The sequence below is a fragment of the Parasedimentitalea nitratireducens genome, assembly GCF_057444295.1.
On record NZ_JBYAXC010000001.1, the window covers coordinates 1,071,830 to 1,085,692 of the forward strand.

Genomic DNA, 13,863 nt, shown 5'->3' on the forward strand with positions numbered 1-13,863 from the left:
AAGCGGGAACAAGGGTTAATGGCGCAGGCGTCAAAAAAGGACTAGTCCCAGGGTTGGGGCACCTGACTATAGGAGATGTAAAGTGGGTGCTTAGGGTGGCCCGCCTTGCTAAGCCCAAGCTGGAAAAGAGTTTTCCCACGCGCCCGCAACAGCGCTTCGATACGCGGCCCCTGGTTTAGGTGCTCACCGTTTGTGCCCCAGGCGCAAATTACCTGATCAGCCCAGTCCATCCCTTCAAGGATTGCAGTCTCGTTGTCCGGCCCCGCTGGATCCGCAGCCGCCCGCATATCGCGTGGATCGGTGGCGCGATAGGCAAAGATATTGGTGGCGCGGAAGCCTCCAAAACCCAAGGCGCGTGCCCGCCGTTCGCAACGTTCAATGGTGGGGTCGTTCTGTACCTCGGTTGCCGTTGACGGGTTCAGCATCACAAACATCACCTTATCCCCGGCATCATCCCAGACGCGGGTCAGGCTATAGCGATAGGTTTCGCAATCGGAGTAAACTGCGGTTGAGGGTGCGTCGCCCTTGGTATGCGAACGGGTGATCATGGGTCTAATCTGTTGCTGTGCCTGTATTGCGGGATGCCTGAAAGCAGGGAGTTCCTTCCCTAAGTCATAGGCATTGTATGATCTGGCATAAACACCGAATGTCCGGTGTGTTGCGCAGATTATTGTAAAGTGACCGGACCCAAGATACACTCTTGCGAATACTTTAGAAATTTCAAGCTACTATTAGGAACATGCCATGTTGGGAATATTTGCATTGCTCGGGATGGTGTCGGTCGGGTTTGCGGTGTCATCGATTGCGGACGACGATGATACGTCACAAGAATCTGATCCAATTGAACAGCCTGATGACCCGGTTGAATTGACCGGGGAGGCCGGAGTTGATGACCTCCTTGAGGGCGGCAGTGGCAATGACACTTTGACGGGCAATAGGGATGACGCCGACGTGTTGATAGGCGGCAGTGGAAATGATCTGTTCAATCTCGAAGAAGGTAACACCGCCTCCGGAGGCGAGGGCGAAGACCTTTTTCGCGTTGATGCGGGTTATAGCTGGAGAGAAGGTGATGCACCAATTCAACTGACGGATTTCAATCCGAACGAGGACCAGCTTGTCTTGGAATTCGGCCAAGCAGATGTTGATTTTCAGCCGCTTGAAAGTGAAGCCGGGCTGGGGATTTATTCTGAAGATGGCCACCTGATGCTAGCGCTTCCTGGTGTAACGGAGCTGCCAGAAGGAGCAGTCACCTTTGCGACTGAACTACAGGCCGACTTCAGCGAAGACCGTGATATTGAATTTTCTGTTGCTCTGACCAGCGGCGCGAGTATTGCGGTTGGGGACCCGGTTGAGGGAGAGCCTTACAGTTTTGTTGTCGCAGACAGTGGCGACAACACTATTTCTGTGAACGCAGATGCCTCAATTGTTCAGGCAGGGGCCGGAGACGACTTCATCGAAGTGGTCGGCGATGGCGAAACGCTATTGCCCGAAGTGAGAACTTATGGATCCAGAGATCTCTACGAGTTTTTGGATTGGGGGGTGCCACCAGTTGAAACGCTGCACCACAGTCTATTTGGTGGAGAGGGGGAGGATACAATTAGTATTCAAGATGCTACTGCCTTTATCCGTACCTCGGACGATTCTGACGGGGATCTGGTGCAGCTCAGCGGAGAGGTTACAGCGCTGGTCGAGGCAGGAGCCAATGATACTGTGATTGGATCCGATGACGCGCGGGTGACACAGGTTCTGCTACATGGAGATGGCGCGCTGTTCGAAGGTGGCGAAGCCAGTGAGATAGCCGCAGCGCTTGGCGATAGCACGCTGAGCGGTGGTGGCGGCTTCGATGTATTGCTCGGCAGCAATGGCGCTCAGAACCTGTCTGGCGGTCAGGGAAATGATTATCTCAACCCCAATGACAACCGGGCGCATTCTCATCACTGCTCCTCGGTCTATGAAAACATGGATGACCAGTCAGATACGTTGGACGGCGGAGCCGGAGATGATATTCTGTTCCTGTCCAACGGTGATGTAGCCACGGGTGGCAGCGGCAGCGATTCTTTCAGGGCGTTTTTGGATGTTGAGCACGAGCTTGGCGGAGCCACACTGAGTGATTTCGACCCCGACAATGAAACCATCCGCATATACTTGAGCGGCGGAGATTTCTTGGATGAGCTCTCGATCTTTTCTGGTGAATCCTATGACTTGCGCGGGCGAGTCGAGAGTGTGGAAACTCCGGACGGAAATACCCGAATCCTGGTCGACGGATCCGAAATCATGGAACTGACGGGCCAGACGGATCTGAATATAGGCTTTGAGTATACCTCCGAAGATGAAGAGACAGTCTGGTATGATCTGGCGGGGAACGAGATCAGCTGGTCTGATCTGGATGTCCAGATCAGAGTACACGAGAATTACACTGGATGACGGCCGCTTAGGCATGAAACATGAGCAACCGCCTATCTGAGGATCACGTGGACCGTACAAACACCCGGCTGGGGTGCAGCTCACCTGCTTTGTAGGTCCCAACCGCAACCGCCTGACCATCCAACGAGGCCCAGGCCTCTTCGCCGTATTCGATGTCGGATGCCAGTACCATGCCCGGGTTGCCATTGCGCAGCTTGGCGGCGCCTTCGGGGGTGCATTTCAGTTCGGGCAGGTCGTCCAGACCAATTTCCAAAGGCTGGATGAAGTCATCCAATTCCGGTGTGCGGGCGAGTTCTTCGACACGGCCAAGGGTCAATCCGTTTTCAACTTCAAACGGCCCCGACCAGACACGGCGCAATTCGCGTACATGGCCGTGGCATCCCAATGATGCGCCCAGATCGCGGGCGATGGATCGCACATAGCCACCCTTGCCGCAGGTCATTTCCAGCGTCACGTGGTCGGCGTCGGGGCGGTCCACCAACAGCAGCTCCTCGACCCACAGGGGACGTGCGGCCAATTCAACATCTTCACCATCACGGGCCAGTTTATAGGCGCGTTGACCGTCGATCTTCACCGCTGAAAACTTAGGCGGCACCTGCATGATGTCGCCCAAAAACTGCGGCAGGGCGGCGATGATTTCATCATCGCTGGGGCGGACGTCGCTGGTGGCGATGACTTCGCCCTCGGTGTCATCGGTATTGGTGGCCTGACCCAACCGAACGGTGAACCGGTACGCCTTAAGCGCGTCGGTGATATAGGGAACGGTCTTGGTGGCTTCACCCAGGGCCACGGCCAGAACGCCGGTTGCCTCGGGATCAAGGGTGCCCGCATGGCCGGCTTTCTTGGCCTCAAGCGCCCAGCGGACCTTGTTCACGACCGAGGTCGAGGTGATGCCGGCGGGTTTGTCCACCACCAACCAACCAGAAATATCGCGGCCTTTGCGTTTGCGTGCCATGTCGTTCCCCGAATTACAGTGAGGCGCGCGGGGTAGCTGATGGGGGGAGGCCTGTCAATTCTAGTTCGGAACAACAGAGCCTAGCTCTGATCTGAGGTACAACTGTTCAGCCGATGTAGGGTGTGTGCTTGCACGCACCAAATGGCTCCAATTACAGGAGGAATCCAGCAATTATTAGGTGTAAGGCTAGTCCTCAATTTGAGGGAATACCTCAAGCGCCCGATAGTGCGCATCCTCCAGAATGTCCTGTCTCTTAAGAAAAGCAATCCACCGAGGGGCTATCCCGAGTAGGAAAAGAAATACGAAAGTACCCACCAATGACAAAAAAAGAACTAAGAAGAATACCCAAGCCCAACCTTCCTGGGCAACTGCCTCAAGAAATCCAAATGCAGCCAATAAGAATCCTGCGACAGTTAGGTTTGCGCACTGAAACCCAATTCGCATGTTTCGGCGATTCTGTTTTCTAGTCATCGGTTACCTCTACAACTCCCACCACTGGACCCATCATGAATCCATTATCGCTACGTCCTACCGTAGGCGCGTGCAAGCGGGAGATATTACCGTCGAAATACAGCGCGCTGGGCAGTTTTAGCCCGTCGCGAAATAGGCTTCCAAACTGATGGAACGTCACGGCATTGCGTGAGATGGCAAAGACCACACGTTTGCCATCGGATGAGGTGCCGACTCCGTTGCGGATGTAATACGAGGTCGAATCGACCAGAAACCGTGGGTGCAGCTCTCCATCAATCACCAGCATCGGGCCGGATTGGGTGGCATGGATGCAGTTTACACCCGAATCGCGAAATGTCAGGCTTTCATAGACATCAGCACGGCCCTTGCGCATGCAAAACACGCCATTGGGCAGCAAGCCAAAGTTTCCGGGGCCAGCGTTGGGGATCAGCCGCATCTGCTGTTGTTGGTTTTCGATGTACAGGCCAACGGGCGAGCGGTCAGCATGGTACATGCCGGCATTAGTGGCAAAGGCGAGTTGTTTTCCCTCATCCCCTAGTGCGCTTTCGATTGAGGAGAAATTGCCGTAAACCGTACCGCGCTCATCACGCAGGAAAAGGCGCAGCTGTTCTTTGGAGGCGTCCACCTCGCAGATTGTGTAACGGTTGCCGTCATAGGCAATGTCGCTGCACTCAACCGCCGTAACAGGGGCAGCACATAGCGCTGCCAGAACAACCAGCAGCGCCCTGATCAAGTGTCGATGTCGCGGCGAACCACGTCCTGGTTCAGCAGTCGCTCGGTTTCGTCCATCCGGTCAAAGGTTTCGTCCAGACGGAACCGGAACTCGGGTGAATGTTTCAGATCGGTCTTTTTGGACACCAAACGCCGAATCTCTCCGATGTTTTTGGCGAGCAGTTTCAGCACGTCTTCTTTGCCTTTGCCGCCCAGTGGCAGCACATAGCAGGTGGCGATGCGGAGATCGGGAGAGGTGCGAACCTCGCCGACGGTGATAGAGAGACGGTTCAGCTCGGCATCATGTAGATCACCACGCGCCAACACTTCCGACAGGGCACGTCGGATGAGTTCGCCAACACGCAGTTGTCGTTGAGAAGGAGCACCATCATTGAATTTGTTCTTAGCCATGCTCCCGATTTAAGCACAAAGTGAGACTTTGCCAAGCGGTGCCGGAGCGGTTAGGACAAAACCAGCTTGTGAGAAGAGGGTTAGGCAGATGGTGGATAAGCCAGGGATCGTGATTACCGGTGGATCAGGGCGGATGGGGCAGATGCTGATCCGTACCGTGCTAGAGAGCGACAAGGCACGACTGGTGGGCGTGGTTGAGCGCGCGGGTCATGCTTGGATTGGTCAGGACATTGGCGAGGCGATGGGCGGTGCTGCGGTAGGCGTCACAGTGACCGACGATGCGCTTGAGGCATTTTCCAAAGCCCAAGCCGTAATTGATTTCACCGCACCCGAGGCGACACTGGAGTTTGCGGCGCTGGCCGCCCAGGCACGGGCGGTGCATGTCATTGGGACCACGGGTATGAGTGATGAGCAGATTGCCAAGCTGGAGCCAGCAGCGCGCCACGCAGTGGTGGTTCGGGCTGGCAATATGAGCCTGGGTGTGAACCTTCTGGTGCAGCTGACCAAAAAGGTCGCCGCCGCGCTGGACGAAGATTTTGATATCGAAGTGATCGAGGCCCACCACCACAACAAAGTGGATGCGCCTTCGGGTACCGCGTTGATGCTGGGTGAGGCCGCGGCCGAGGGTCGTGGCGTGAAGCTGTCAGATGTGTCTGACAGTGGTCGTGACGGGATCACCGGCGCGCGTAAACGTGGTGACATTGGCTTCAGCGCCATTCGCGGCGGTGACATTGTGGGTGAACATGACGTGTTGTTTGCGGCTGCGGGCGAGCGCATTGTGCTGCGGCACATGGCGACGGATCGTGCGATCTTTGCTCGCGGTGCGCTCAAGGCGGCATTGTGGGGGCAGGATAAGTCACCCGGTCAGTATGATATGCTGGATGTTCTTGGCCTGTAGCCAGAATGTAAAGAGCGGCCCAAGGGCCGCTCGCAATGCTGAAATGACGATTTCGATTAAGCCGTTTGACAGCAACGTTTGGCGTTAGGCGTCTTGCGGTTCGATCATATCGACGCGGGTGGCGTGGCGGCCGCCTTCGAAGTCTGCGCTTAGGAAGGCATCGACGATGGCCAGCGCCAGACCTTTGCCAACCACACGTGCGCCAAGCGACAGCATGTTTGCATCGTTGTGCTGGCGGATCATTGCAGCCGAGAAGGTGTCGGCGCAGACGCCACAGCGGATGCCCGGAACTTTGTTTGCCGCCATCATGATGCCCTGTCCGGTGCCACAGACCAGAATGCCCAGCTGGCAATCACCCGAGGCAACCAGATCAGCGGCGGCTTTGCCATGAACCGGGTAGTCGGTGCTTTCTGGCGTTTTGGGGCCGATGTCGACCACTTCCCAGCCCTGCGACGCAACATGGTCGGCAATGGTTTGGCGAAGTGGAATATCGGCGTGATCGCTGGAGATCGCGATGCGTTTGCTGGCAGTCATGAGACGTAATCCCGTTTATCTAGGAGCGTTGGCGCGTGGCCGGGTTGGGTCACGCGACCTTTACTTCGTCGATCGCGGATTTTCAAATGATAGTATCGACGCCCGAGACCAAACGGGGCGCGTTGATCAACAACGCCCCGTTCTGTTTTACTGAGTGCTGCTTTCCAGCCCGACAGGTCGGCCAACCACGGTGAAGTGCAGCCCGTCGGGGTCCATGAACTTGGCCGCAAAGCTATTTACATCGTCGAGTGTAACCGCGTTCACCTTGTCATTGCGGGTGGCGATATAATCGATCGGCAGGCCCTGAATCTGCATGCCAACCATGATCGAGGCAATCGGGCCGTTGCCGTCGAACCGAAGCGGATAGGCGCCGGTCAGATAGGTCTTGGCGTCCTGCAGTTCTTTCTCGGTCACGCCTTCGGTGGCCATGCGGTGCCATTCATCCCGGATAACTTGCACGGCTTCGGCCATCTTGTCATTGGCCGAGGCAACCGAGCCCATGTAGGTCGCTGCCAGATCGCGGGGCACCAGATAGGAATAGACCCCGTAAGTCAGCCCACGTTTTTCACGGACTTCGGCCATCAGACGGCTGTCGAAGGAGCCTCCGCCGAGGATCTGGTTCATCACATAGGCTGCAAAAAACTCAGGGTCATCGCGGTCGATGCCGACTTGACCAAACAGCGCCACCGACTGGGGGGTGTCAAAGTCGACCACGGTGACACCACCGGGAATGGTGACTTCGGCAGGGCCGGGAATGGGCGCGCCAGTCTCGGGCAAGTCACCCAGCAAAGTATCCAACAGGGTGCCCAGTTGCTCGGCAGTTATGTCGCCTACCGCCCCAACATAGAGCCTATCGCGGGCAAAAGCCGCCCTGTGGGCGTCGATCATGTCTTGCCGGGTCAAGGCTGTGACGCTGTCGATAGTGCCCTTACCATCGGTGCCATAGGGGTGATCGCCATAGGTCATGGCGGCAAAGGCCTTGCCCGCAAGTTCATTGGGGTCTTTGGTGTCAGAGCGCAGTCCCGACAGAACTTGCCCCCGAACCCGGTCCACAGCAACCTGATCAAAGCGGGGCTGGTGGATGGTGTCACGCAGAAGCGCGATGGCGTCATCGCGGTTTTCACTTAGAAAACGGGCTGAGATCGAGGTGGTGTCTTTGCCGGTGTCATAGGAAAATGAAGCGGCTAGCGCTTCGAGCGCCTTGGCATAGTCTTGTGCCTCTAGATCAGCGGCGCCTTCTTCAAGCAGGCCAGCCATCAGGTAGATGGCTCCGCGTTTGCCCGGTGCATCCAGCGAAGTGCCGCCGCGAAAGCGCATTTCTAGCGCTGTAAACGGGATCGAGTGGTCCTCGACCAGCCAGGCAGTGATGCCACCGGGCGAGACAACTTCCTTGATTTTGACCTCGGCCCACGTGGGCAGAGCCATTACACAGGCAACCGCAGCCGCTGCTATCAGTTTGAAAGGTTTCATTGGGCGACCTCCTCGTCCCGCATCAGCCAGCCTGTCACTGACACCTCGGGGCGTAATACCTGTTTGGCTGCTGCCATGATTTGTTCTGCGGTGACGGCCTGCAGGATATCTGGCCAAGCCTGCACGTCTTCGATTGTCAGTCCGGATGTCAAAGCGCGGCCATAGCGGTTGGCGATGCCGTCGACGTTGTCACGAGCATAGATTTCCGAGGCACGCAGTTGCAGTTTGATCCGGTCAAGCTGATCCATATCCACGCCGTCTTCAAGAAACGCGGCATAGGTTTGATCCATCGCATCTTCGGCCTCTTGCAGGGTGACACCCTCGCTGGGTACGATCAGCAAAGAGAAGGTGGTGTCATCCAGCGACATGCCGGAGTAGAACGCGCCTGTATAAACGGCGGTTTGTTGCTCGAATTGCAGGGCATTGGCCATGTACGACGTGGTGCCGCCGCCCAAAAGTTCAGCAAGCAAAAACAGGGCTGCTGCGGTTTCCTGATCCCCACTGTCACGTTCTGGCGCAAGGTATGAACGCTGCACATAGGGCTGGGCAACGCGCGGGTCCTTGAAGGTCATGCGCCGTGCTGCGGTTTGCGGAGGCTCTTCGGTACGCAGGCGTTCAGGAAGATCGGGATTGGCAGGGATAACGCCATAGTATTGTTTGGCCAAGCGGTTGACCTCGGCCGGGTCAACGTCGCCCGAGACCACCAGAATAGCATTATTGGGCGCGTAGTATGTGCCATAGAAGGACAGTGCGTCCTCCATGTCGAGAGTTTCCATCTCGTGACGCCAGCCGATGATTGGAACCCCGTAGCGGTGGTTGTGATATTGCACGGCTTGGGATTGTTCGCGGAACAGGGCGCGCGGATTATTGTCGGTGCGCTGGTTGCGCTCTTCCAGAATGACTTCGCGCTCGGTGACGATGTTTTCTTCGGTCAGGCGGATGTTGACCATGCGGTCGCTTTCCATGCTCATCATCAGTTCCAGCCGATCCGAGGCCACACGCTGGAAATAGGCGGTGTAATCATGGCTGGTAAAGGCGTTATCGCGCCCGCCGTTGGCTGCAACCGTTGCCGAAAGCTCGCCTGCTTCCAGCTTATCGGTCGCCTTGAACAATAGGTGCTCTAGATAATGCGCGACCCCGGATTGCCCCTTGGGCTCATCTGCCGAGCCCGCACGATACCAGACCATATGCTGAACAACCGGCGCTCGGTGGTCCTCGACCACAACAACTTGCATGCCATTTTCAAGTGTAAAGCTGGTGACCAGTTCTTCATTCGCTGCGTCAGCTGTCGACCAACTTGCCGATAGTATCGCAGCGGCCCACGCGATCTGTCTGATCATGCGGTATCCTCCTTGTTAAAATTGGTCTGGCAAATGGTAACATAGCGCGCAAACTGCGCGATCTAGATCCAAGGCCGTTCTATTTGATATTTCAATGCCTTACTGGCTGCGGTCAAGTTGAGTTGCAACCACTTGTCGAAAACGTGAGGTATTATTGGCCCGGAGGGGCTGACGGGGTGCTGACACCCGCGTTTCGGAACAAGTTGATGATCTTGAACGGCTCGAGAGCTTGTTTTTTGTAGGCTTCTTCGTAGCGGTCTACGTTGAACAATTTAAGCCGAGCTGTCCGGTTTTCGCGCTTGCGAAACGCTGCGTCTTCAGCGGCAAGTGTGGCCCGCACGTTGGGTTCTACACCGTAACGGCTGGACGCAGTCACCAGGGCGCCGTCGCTATTCGGGATCTCGTTGCCTGGGGTAAGTGCTGCGCCGTTTCCACCCAAAGCGACCACAGCGTCGGCCAGCGGATTTTGGTCGGTCAGGTTGACGCCACCTGGTGTTGGCGTCGGTAGTGCTGCGTAATTCTCAGGCTCTGATAGAGGTTTGGCCGGCATTACCATGAATTCATCAGGTCCTGTGCTGGGTTGCTGCAACTCGCGCAGGCCTTTTGAACCGCAGCCTGCAAGGGCCACAGCTGTGGTCAGAACAAATATACCCAATGGGATCCGCATGGCCCCGTACTCCTGCCTGTTTGACGCGCTTTTATAGTATTTATACCAGAAGGTCACGTGGCCTTTTTATCATGACCTTCAAAGAAGATCAGACCCGCCGCCCCAGCAAAGATGAAGATGTCGGCGACATTAAACGAAAATGGATTATTGATGCCGCAGCAAGACATATTCAGGAAATCCAGAACATAGCCATACAGCAGCCGGTCAGCGACATTGCCCAGGGCGCCGCCGATCACCAGACCAGCCGAAAGCTGCATCCAGCGGCTGGGATGCCAGCCACGGATCCAGACCGCCACCGCGATACAGATCACCAGGGATATCCCGATAAGGACCCACCGCATGACGTCCGAGCCGTCTCCGAACAGGCCAAAGTTGATGCCCTGATTTTCTGCGTAGCGAAAGTTCAGCAGGGGTGGGAACACGTCGATGCTGCGAACCCGCCAAAGCTGCATCCAGTGGATCACCAGATATTTGCTTGCCTGGTCCAGCAAAAAGGACGCTAAAGCGGCCCATATCATCCAACGTGTGCCCATACCCTTGATCCTCTTAGTGACGGAAGTGGCGCATGCCAGTGAACACCATAGCGATGCCAGCGTCATTGGCCGCCTTGATCACTTCGTCGTCACGCATCGACCCACCCGGCTGGATGACGCAAGTTGCGCCTGCCGCAGCAGCTTCAAGCAGGCCATCGGCAAACGGGAAGAACGCATCAGACGCCACAGCCGAGCCTTTGGCCAAGCTTGCGTCCAGTCCCAGTTCATCGGCCATGCGCTGCGCTTTGGAGGCGGCAACGTTGGCGCTGTCCAAACGGCTCATCTGACCGGCACCAACACCCACGGTGGCGCTGCCTTTGACATAAACAATGGCGTTGGATTTCACATGCTTGGCGACCTTCCAGGCAAACAGCAGATCCTGCATCTGCTCATCGGTTGGTGCCTTTTCGGTCACAACCTTCAGGTCGTCCATGTCGACATAGCCAACATCCTTGTCCTGAACCAGCATGCCGCCGCCGACCTGCTTGTAAGCCACGATGGCGGCACGAGTGTCAGGCAGGCCATCGGTCAGCAACAGGCGCAGGTTTTTCTTGGCGGCAAAGATTTCCTTGGCTTCGTCCGACGCGCCAGGTGCAATCACCACTTCGGTAAAGATCTCAACGATCTTGGTAGCGGTTTCAGCGTCCAGCGGCTGGTTCAGCGCCACAATGCCACCAAAGGCCGAAGTGCGGTCACAATCGAACGCTTTCTGATAGGCTTCAACCAAGGTTGCGCCACGGGCAACGCCACAGGGGTTGGCGTGCTTGATAATAGCGACTGCTGCGGTTTCAGCCGGATCAAATTCAGCCACCAGCTCATAGGCTGAGTCGGTGTCGTTGATGTTGTTGTAGGACAGCTCTTTGCCTTGTAACTGCACTGCGGTGGCAACACCGGGACGGTTGGACCCATCAGTGTAGAACGCTGCCTGCTGGTGGCTGTTTTCGCCATAGCGCAGGGTCTGTTTTAGCTCACCGGCAAAGGCACGGCGGCGTGGGGCCTGCTCGTTGATCGCGCCTGCCATCCAGTTTGACACGGCAGTGTCATAGGCAGCGGTACGGGCATAGGCGATTTGGGACAGACGCTGACGGAAGGCGTAAGATGTCTGGCCATCGTTAGCGTCGAGCTCTCCCAGCAGTGCGTCGTAATCTTCGACATCTGTCACCACGTTCACAAACAGGTGGTTCTTGGATGCCGCGCGGATCATCGCCGGGCCGCCTATGTCGATATTCTCGATCATCTCGTCATAATCGGCACCACGTGCCAAAGCGGCCTCGAATGGATACAGGTTTACAACCAGCAGATCGATTGCGCCAATACCATGCTCATTCATGGCAGCAACGTGGGTGTCGTTGTCGCGCAGGGCCAGCAGACCGCCGTGAACGTTGGGGTGCAGGGTCTTCACCCGACCGTCCATCATTTCAGGGAAGCCAGTGACGTCGGACACATCTTTGACGTTCAGACCCGCGTCGCGGAGTGCTTTGGCAGAGCCGCCGGTGGACAGCAGTTCGACGCCGCGTTCCGCCAGCGATTTGCCCAGCTCAATCAGGCCGGTCTTGTCGGATACAGAAAGCAGCGCGCGGCGTACGGGGTGAAGGTCGGTCATGGCAAGGCAGTCCTTTGCAGGCTCAGTCAAAGATCTCGGGGTCGTCCCGATTCAGGTCACGCACAGCAATGGCAGTCTCTTGCGCCTTGCTGAGCGTCCACCGAATGCGCGTCGCATACTGCATTGCCCGCCCAGATAAAATGATTTGTTTTGTCGCGCGTGGTTTCAGGCGCGTGGTTTCCAGATAAACACTGGGTTCCAGCTTTAGCTCACAATTGCCGTCATGACGGAAAACCCATATTTCTCCGCTTCTTAGCGCCATAGAGACTGCCGAACCGCCCAAATCGAGAGCTGCGTCCACCTCTGGGTGTAAATGCAACCGGATATCAAAACCGACTCCGCCCAGTGATAATGCATCCATTGCTTTGTCGAATTTGTGCTTGGCCTTGTCTTCGATCGCTAACAGCATATCTTCGCCGGTTAGCGTGCGGCCATCAAACGACAGATCCAGTGTACGAGCGTGGGTCAGGCCAAAGTGGCGCTCATACCCGTTGTGCCCACCCTGAAACCGAAAACCATTGGCGATTTCGTCGACCTCGACGGGCACAGCATCCGGGGCTTCGACCAGTGCTTCGTGGCCAGTCCCTTTTTGTGGAGCGCTAAGGCGCGCACTTGAGTTACCTTCGATGCATAAGGTTGAGTGTGATGGGGTTGCTCGGCCAGCGCGACGCCATTCGACGCCAAAAACCTCGCCCGATCCACAGCTGACGATAAGCGGTCGACGCCCTGATGTCAGTTCAAACGCCAGTGTTGAGGCGTGCCCGTTGTTTGACGCCGCACCTGCGGGTGGCACACTTGCGTCAACGATTACAGAACTTCGCCCAGCCGAAAGACGCGCATATCCCATTGCTAGGCCGTCGGTGTGGCGGTCTACAACGTGACTGGCTGCCAATGCGTGATCCAGCCATCCTTCGAGCCCGCGTCCGCCGCCATGAAAACGCGCCAGCCCGCCATCGCAGTGTCGCAGGGTGCGCAGGGTGGGGGCAATCCGCTCGATTGCAGCGGTATGCGCCATTGGGACAGAACGCCCGGCTTCGTGCAGGGCCGCAGCTGCCCAAGTCAACAGGGTGAACACTTCGAGCAGTTCTTCTGGATTGCGAGTTGGCAATCCGCCCTGTTCGTCGATTTGCTGTTCGCATTCTAGCGCCAGGGCTTTCACGGCCGGGTCGGCCAGTTCTTCACGGCCTTGCAAGGCCAGGCCTGCGTAGATCAGCCCGGTTAAGGCTTCAAACCTAGGCAGTCCGGGTGACGCCCCTTTCCAACGGTGAGACAAAAACCAAGTTTGTTGGGACAGTGAACGGTAAAATGCTTCGCTGGCCTCTTTGTCCTGACCACGCAGCAAGAACAATGCGTGGTTGATCCAGCGAATGACCCGGCGACCGGTCAGATCGGGTGACCACCCTGGACCGCGCCCTTTGCCATGCGCATCAATCCAGCCCCATAACCACTTCTGCGCTTTTTCTCGCGCTGGCAGGTCCCCAACCGAGGCCAAATCATCCAGCCAGGTAAAGCCATTGCGTTCAGCGTCAAAAGCCGCGTCAGGAGCCTCGACTTCCCACAGTCCGGTGGTTGGGGATTCAACTAGATATCCCGCAAACAACAGGTTGCCGGCCACCAACTGGCGGCCACGGGCAAAGCTGCCAATGGTGCGGGGTTCGGGTTGCGATACAAAGCCTGTCGCAGCCGGTTGCCTGCGCGATAGCCGCGCATACAATCGGTTCATAAAGCGGGTGCTACGACTCGCCAATTTATCGTGTCTGGACATGCCCTTTGCCTCATACGCTCTGTTGGCGTTTCGGCGGAGCATAGCGCGGCCTTTGCGACAAGTCACCGATTGAATGCGAGT

13 protein-coding genes are annotated in these 13,863 nt (G+C 56.9%); 2 read left to right on the forward strand and 11 right to left on the reverse strand.

Annotation, left to right across the window (positions count from 1 at the left end):
• Positions 1–41: 41 nt before the first annotated feature.
• Positions 42–548, reverse strand: a complete 507-nt coding sequence (locus tag AC2T28_RS05425; RefSeq protein WP_486747920.1) for a DUF1643 domain-containing protein — start codon at positions 546–548, stop codon at positions 42–44.
• 196 nt (positions 549–744) lie between these two features.
• On the opposite strand from AC2T28_RS05425, the gene AC2T28_RS05430 reads away from it, so the two are divergent.
• Entirely contained in the window at positions 745–2,424 is a 1,680-nt protein-coding gene (locus AC2T28_RS05430) for a calcium-binding protein (RefSeq protein ID WP_486747921.1), read from the forward strand.
• 43 nt (positions 2,425–2,467) lie between these two features.
• Here the strand turns inward: AC2T28_RS05430 and truB are convergent, their stop codons facing one another.
• From truB to rbfA, 3 genes are all read right to left on the reverse strand, one after another.
• Entirely contained in the window at positions 2,468–3,379 is a 912-nt protein-coding gene (gene truB / locus AC2T28_RS05435) for a tRNA pseudouridine(55) synthase TruB (protein WP_486747922.1), read from the reverse strand.
• A 463-nt stretch (positions 3,380–3,842) separates the two neighbouring features.
• On the reverse strand, positions 3,843–4,583 hold the full coding sequence (locus tag AC2T28_RS05440) for a phosphodiester glycosidase family protein (protein WP_486747923.1): 741 nt from the start codon (positions 4,581–4,583) through the stop codon (positions 3,843–3,845).
• On the reverse strand, positions 4,580–4,972 hold the full coding sequence (gene rbfA, locus AC2T28_RS05445; RefSeq protein WP_486747924.1) for a 30S ribosome-binding factor RbfA: 393 nt from the start codon (positions 4,970–4,972) through the stop codon (positions 4,580–4,582). Before rbfA ends, AC2T28_RS05440 begins: the two co-directional genes overlap by 4 nt.
• 88 nt (positions 4,973–5,060) lie before the next feature.
• Here rbfA and dapB point away from each other — a divergent pair, with 88 nt between their 5' ends.
• On the forward strand, positions 5,061–5,870 hold the full coding sequence (gene dapB, locus AC2T28_RS05450; RefSeq protein ID WP_486747925.1) for a 4-hydroxy-tetrahydrodipicolinate reductase: 810 nt from the start codon (positions 5,061–5,063) through the stop codon (positions 5,868–5,870).
• Positions 5,871–5,954: 84 nt separating this feature from the next.
• Here dapB and rpiB read toward each other — a convergent pair whose 3' ends face one another.
• The 7 genes from rpiB to AC2T28_RS05485 form a co-directional block, all read right to left on the reverse strand.
• Entirely contained in the window at positions 5,955–6,404 is a 450-nt protein-coding gene (gene rpiB / locus AC2T28_RS05455; protein ID WP_486747926.1) for a ribose 5-phosphate isomerase B, read from the reverse strand.
• A gap of 147 nt (positions 6,405–6,551) precedes the next feature.
• Positions 6,552–7,874 (reverse strand): M16 family metallopeptidase, encoded by a 1,323-nt coding sequence (locus AC2T28_RS05460; RefSeq protein WP_486747927.1) that lies wholly within the window; start codon positions 7,872–7,874, stop codon positions 6,552–6,554.
• The gene (locus AC2T28_RS05465) at positions 7,871–9,214 is read right to left on the reverse strand and encodes a M16 family metallopeptidase (protein ID WP_486747928.1); all 1,344 of its coding nucleotides are present in this window, start codon (positions 9,212–9,214) and stop codon (positions 7,871–7,873) included. Before AC2T28_RS05465 ends, AC2T28_RS05460 begins: the two co-directional genes overlap by 4 nt.
• 151 nt (positions 9,215–9,365) lie before the next feature.
• Positions 9,366–9,881: a DUF3035 domain-containing protein gene (locus tag AC2T28_RS05470; RefSeq protein ID WP_486747929.1), complete on the reverse strand. Its 516-nt coding sequence runs from the start codon at positions 9,879–9,881 to the stop codon at positions 9,366–9,368.
• A gap of 53 nt (positions 9,882–9,934) precedes the next feature.
• On the reverse strand, positions 9,935–10,414 hold the full coding sequence (gene lspA, locus AC2T28_RS05475; protein WP_486747930.1) for a signal peptidase II: 480 nt from the start codon (positions 10,412–10,414) through the stop codon (positions 9,935–9,937).
• Positions 10,415–10,427: 13 nt separating this feature from the next.
• Positions 10,428–12,017 carry a bifunctional phosphoribosylaminoimidazolecarboxamide formyltransferase/IMP cyclohydrolase gene (purH, locus tag AC2T28_RS05480; RefSeq protein ID WP_486747931.1) on the reverse strand — a complete coding sequence of 530 codons (1,590 nt, stop codon included), beginning with the start codon at positions 12,015–12,017 and terminating at the stop codon, positions 10,428–10,430.
• A 22-nt stretch (positions 12,018–12,039) separates the two neighbouring features.
• Positions 12,040–13,782 carry a heparinase II/III family protein gene (locus AC2T28_RS05485; protein ID WP_486747932.1) on the reverse strand — a complete coding sequence of 581 codons (1,743 nt, stop codon included), beginning with the start codon at positions 13,780–13,782 and terminating at the stop codon, positions 12,040–12,042.
• Positions 13,783–13,863 lie beyond the last annotated feature (81 nt).

Bases quoted from the DNA above. Each gene is read 5' to 3' on its own strand.
- AC2T28_RS05425 (WP_486747920.1), bottom strand. From the start codon at position 548: ATGATCACCCGTTCGCATACCAAGGGCGACGCACCCTCAACCGCAGTT.
- AC2T28_RS05470 (WP_486747929.1), bottom strand. From the start codon at position 9,881: ATGCGGATCCCATTGGGTATATTTGTTCTGACCACAGCTGTGGCCCTT.
- lspA (WP_486747930.1), bottom strand. From the start codon at position 10,414: ATGGGCACACGTTGGATGATATGGGCCGCTTTAGCGTCCTTTTTGCTG.
- dapB (WP_486747925.1), top strand. From the start codon at position 5,061: ATGGTGGATAAGCCAGGGATCGTGATTACCGGTGGATCAGGGCGGATG.
- AC2T28_RS05460 (WP_486747927.1), bottom strand. From the start codon at position 7,874: ATGAAACCTTTCAAACTGATAGCAGCGGCTGCGGTTGCCTGTGTAATG.
- AC2T28_RS05430 (WP_486747921.1), top strand. From the start codon at position 745: ATGTTGGGAATATTTGCATTGCTCGGGATGGTGTCGGTCGGGTTTGCG.
- AC2T28_RS05465 (WP_486747928.1), bottom strand. From the start codon at position 9,214: ATGATCAGACAGATCGCGTGGGCCGCTGCGATACTATCGGCAAGTTGG.
- AC2T28_RS05485 (WP_486747932.1), bottom strand. From the start codon at position 13,782: ATGTCCAGACACGATAAATTGGCGAGTCGTAGCACCCGCTTTATGAAC.
- purH (WP_486747931.1), bottom strand. From the start codon at position 12,017: ATGACCGACCTTCACCCCGTACGCCGCGCGCTGCTTTCTGTATCCGAC.
- rpiB (WP_486747926.1), bottom strand. From the start codon at position 6,404: ATGACTGCCAGCAAACGCATCGCGATCTCCAGCGATCACGCCGATATT.
- truB (WP_486747922.1), bottom strand. From the start codon at position 3,379: ATGGCACGCAAACGCAAAGGCCGCGATATTTCTGGTTGGTTGGTGGTG.
- rbfA (WP_486747924.1), bottom strand. From the start codon at position 4,972: ATGGCTAAGAACAAATTCAATGATGGTGCTCCTTCTCAACGACAACTG.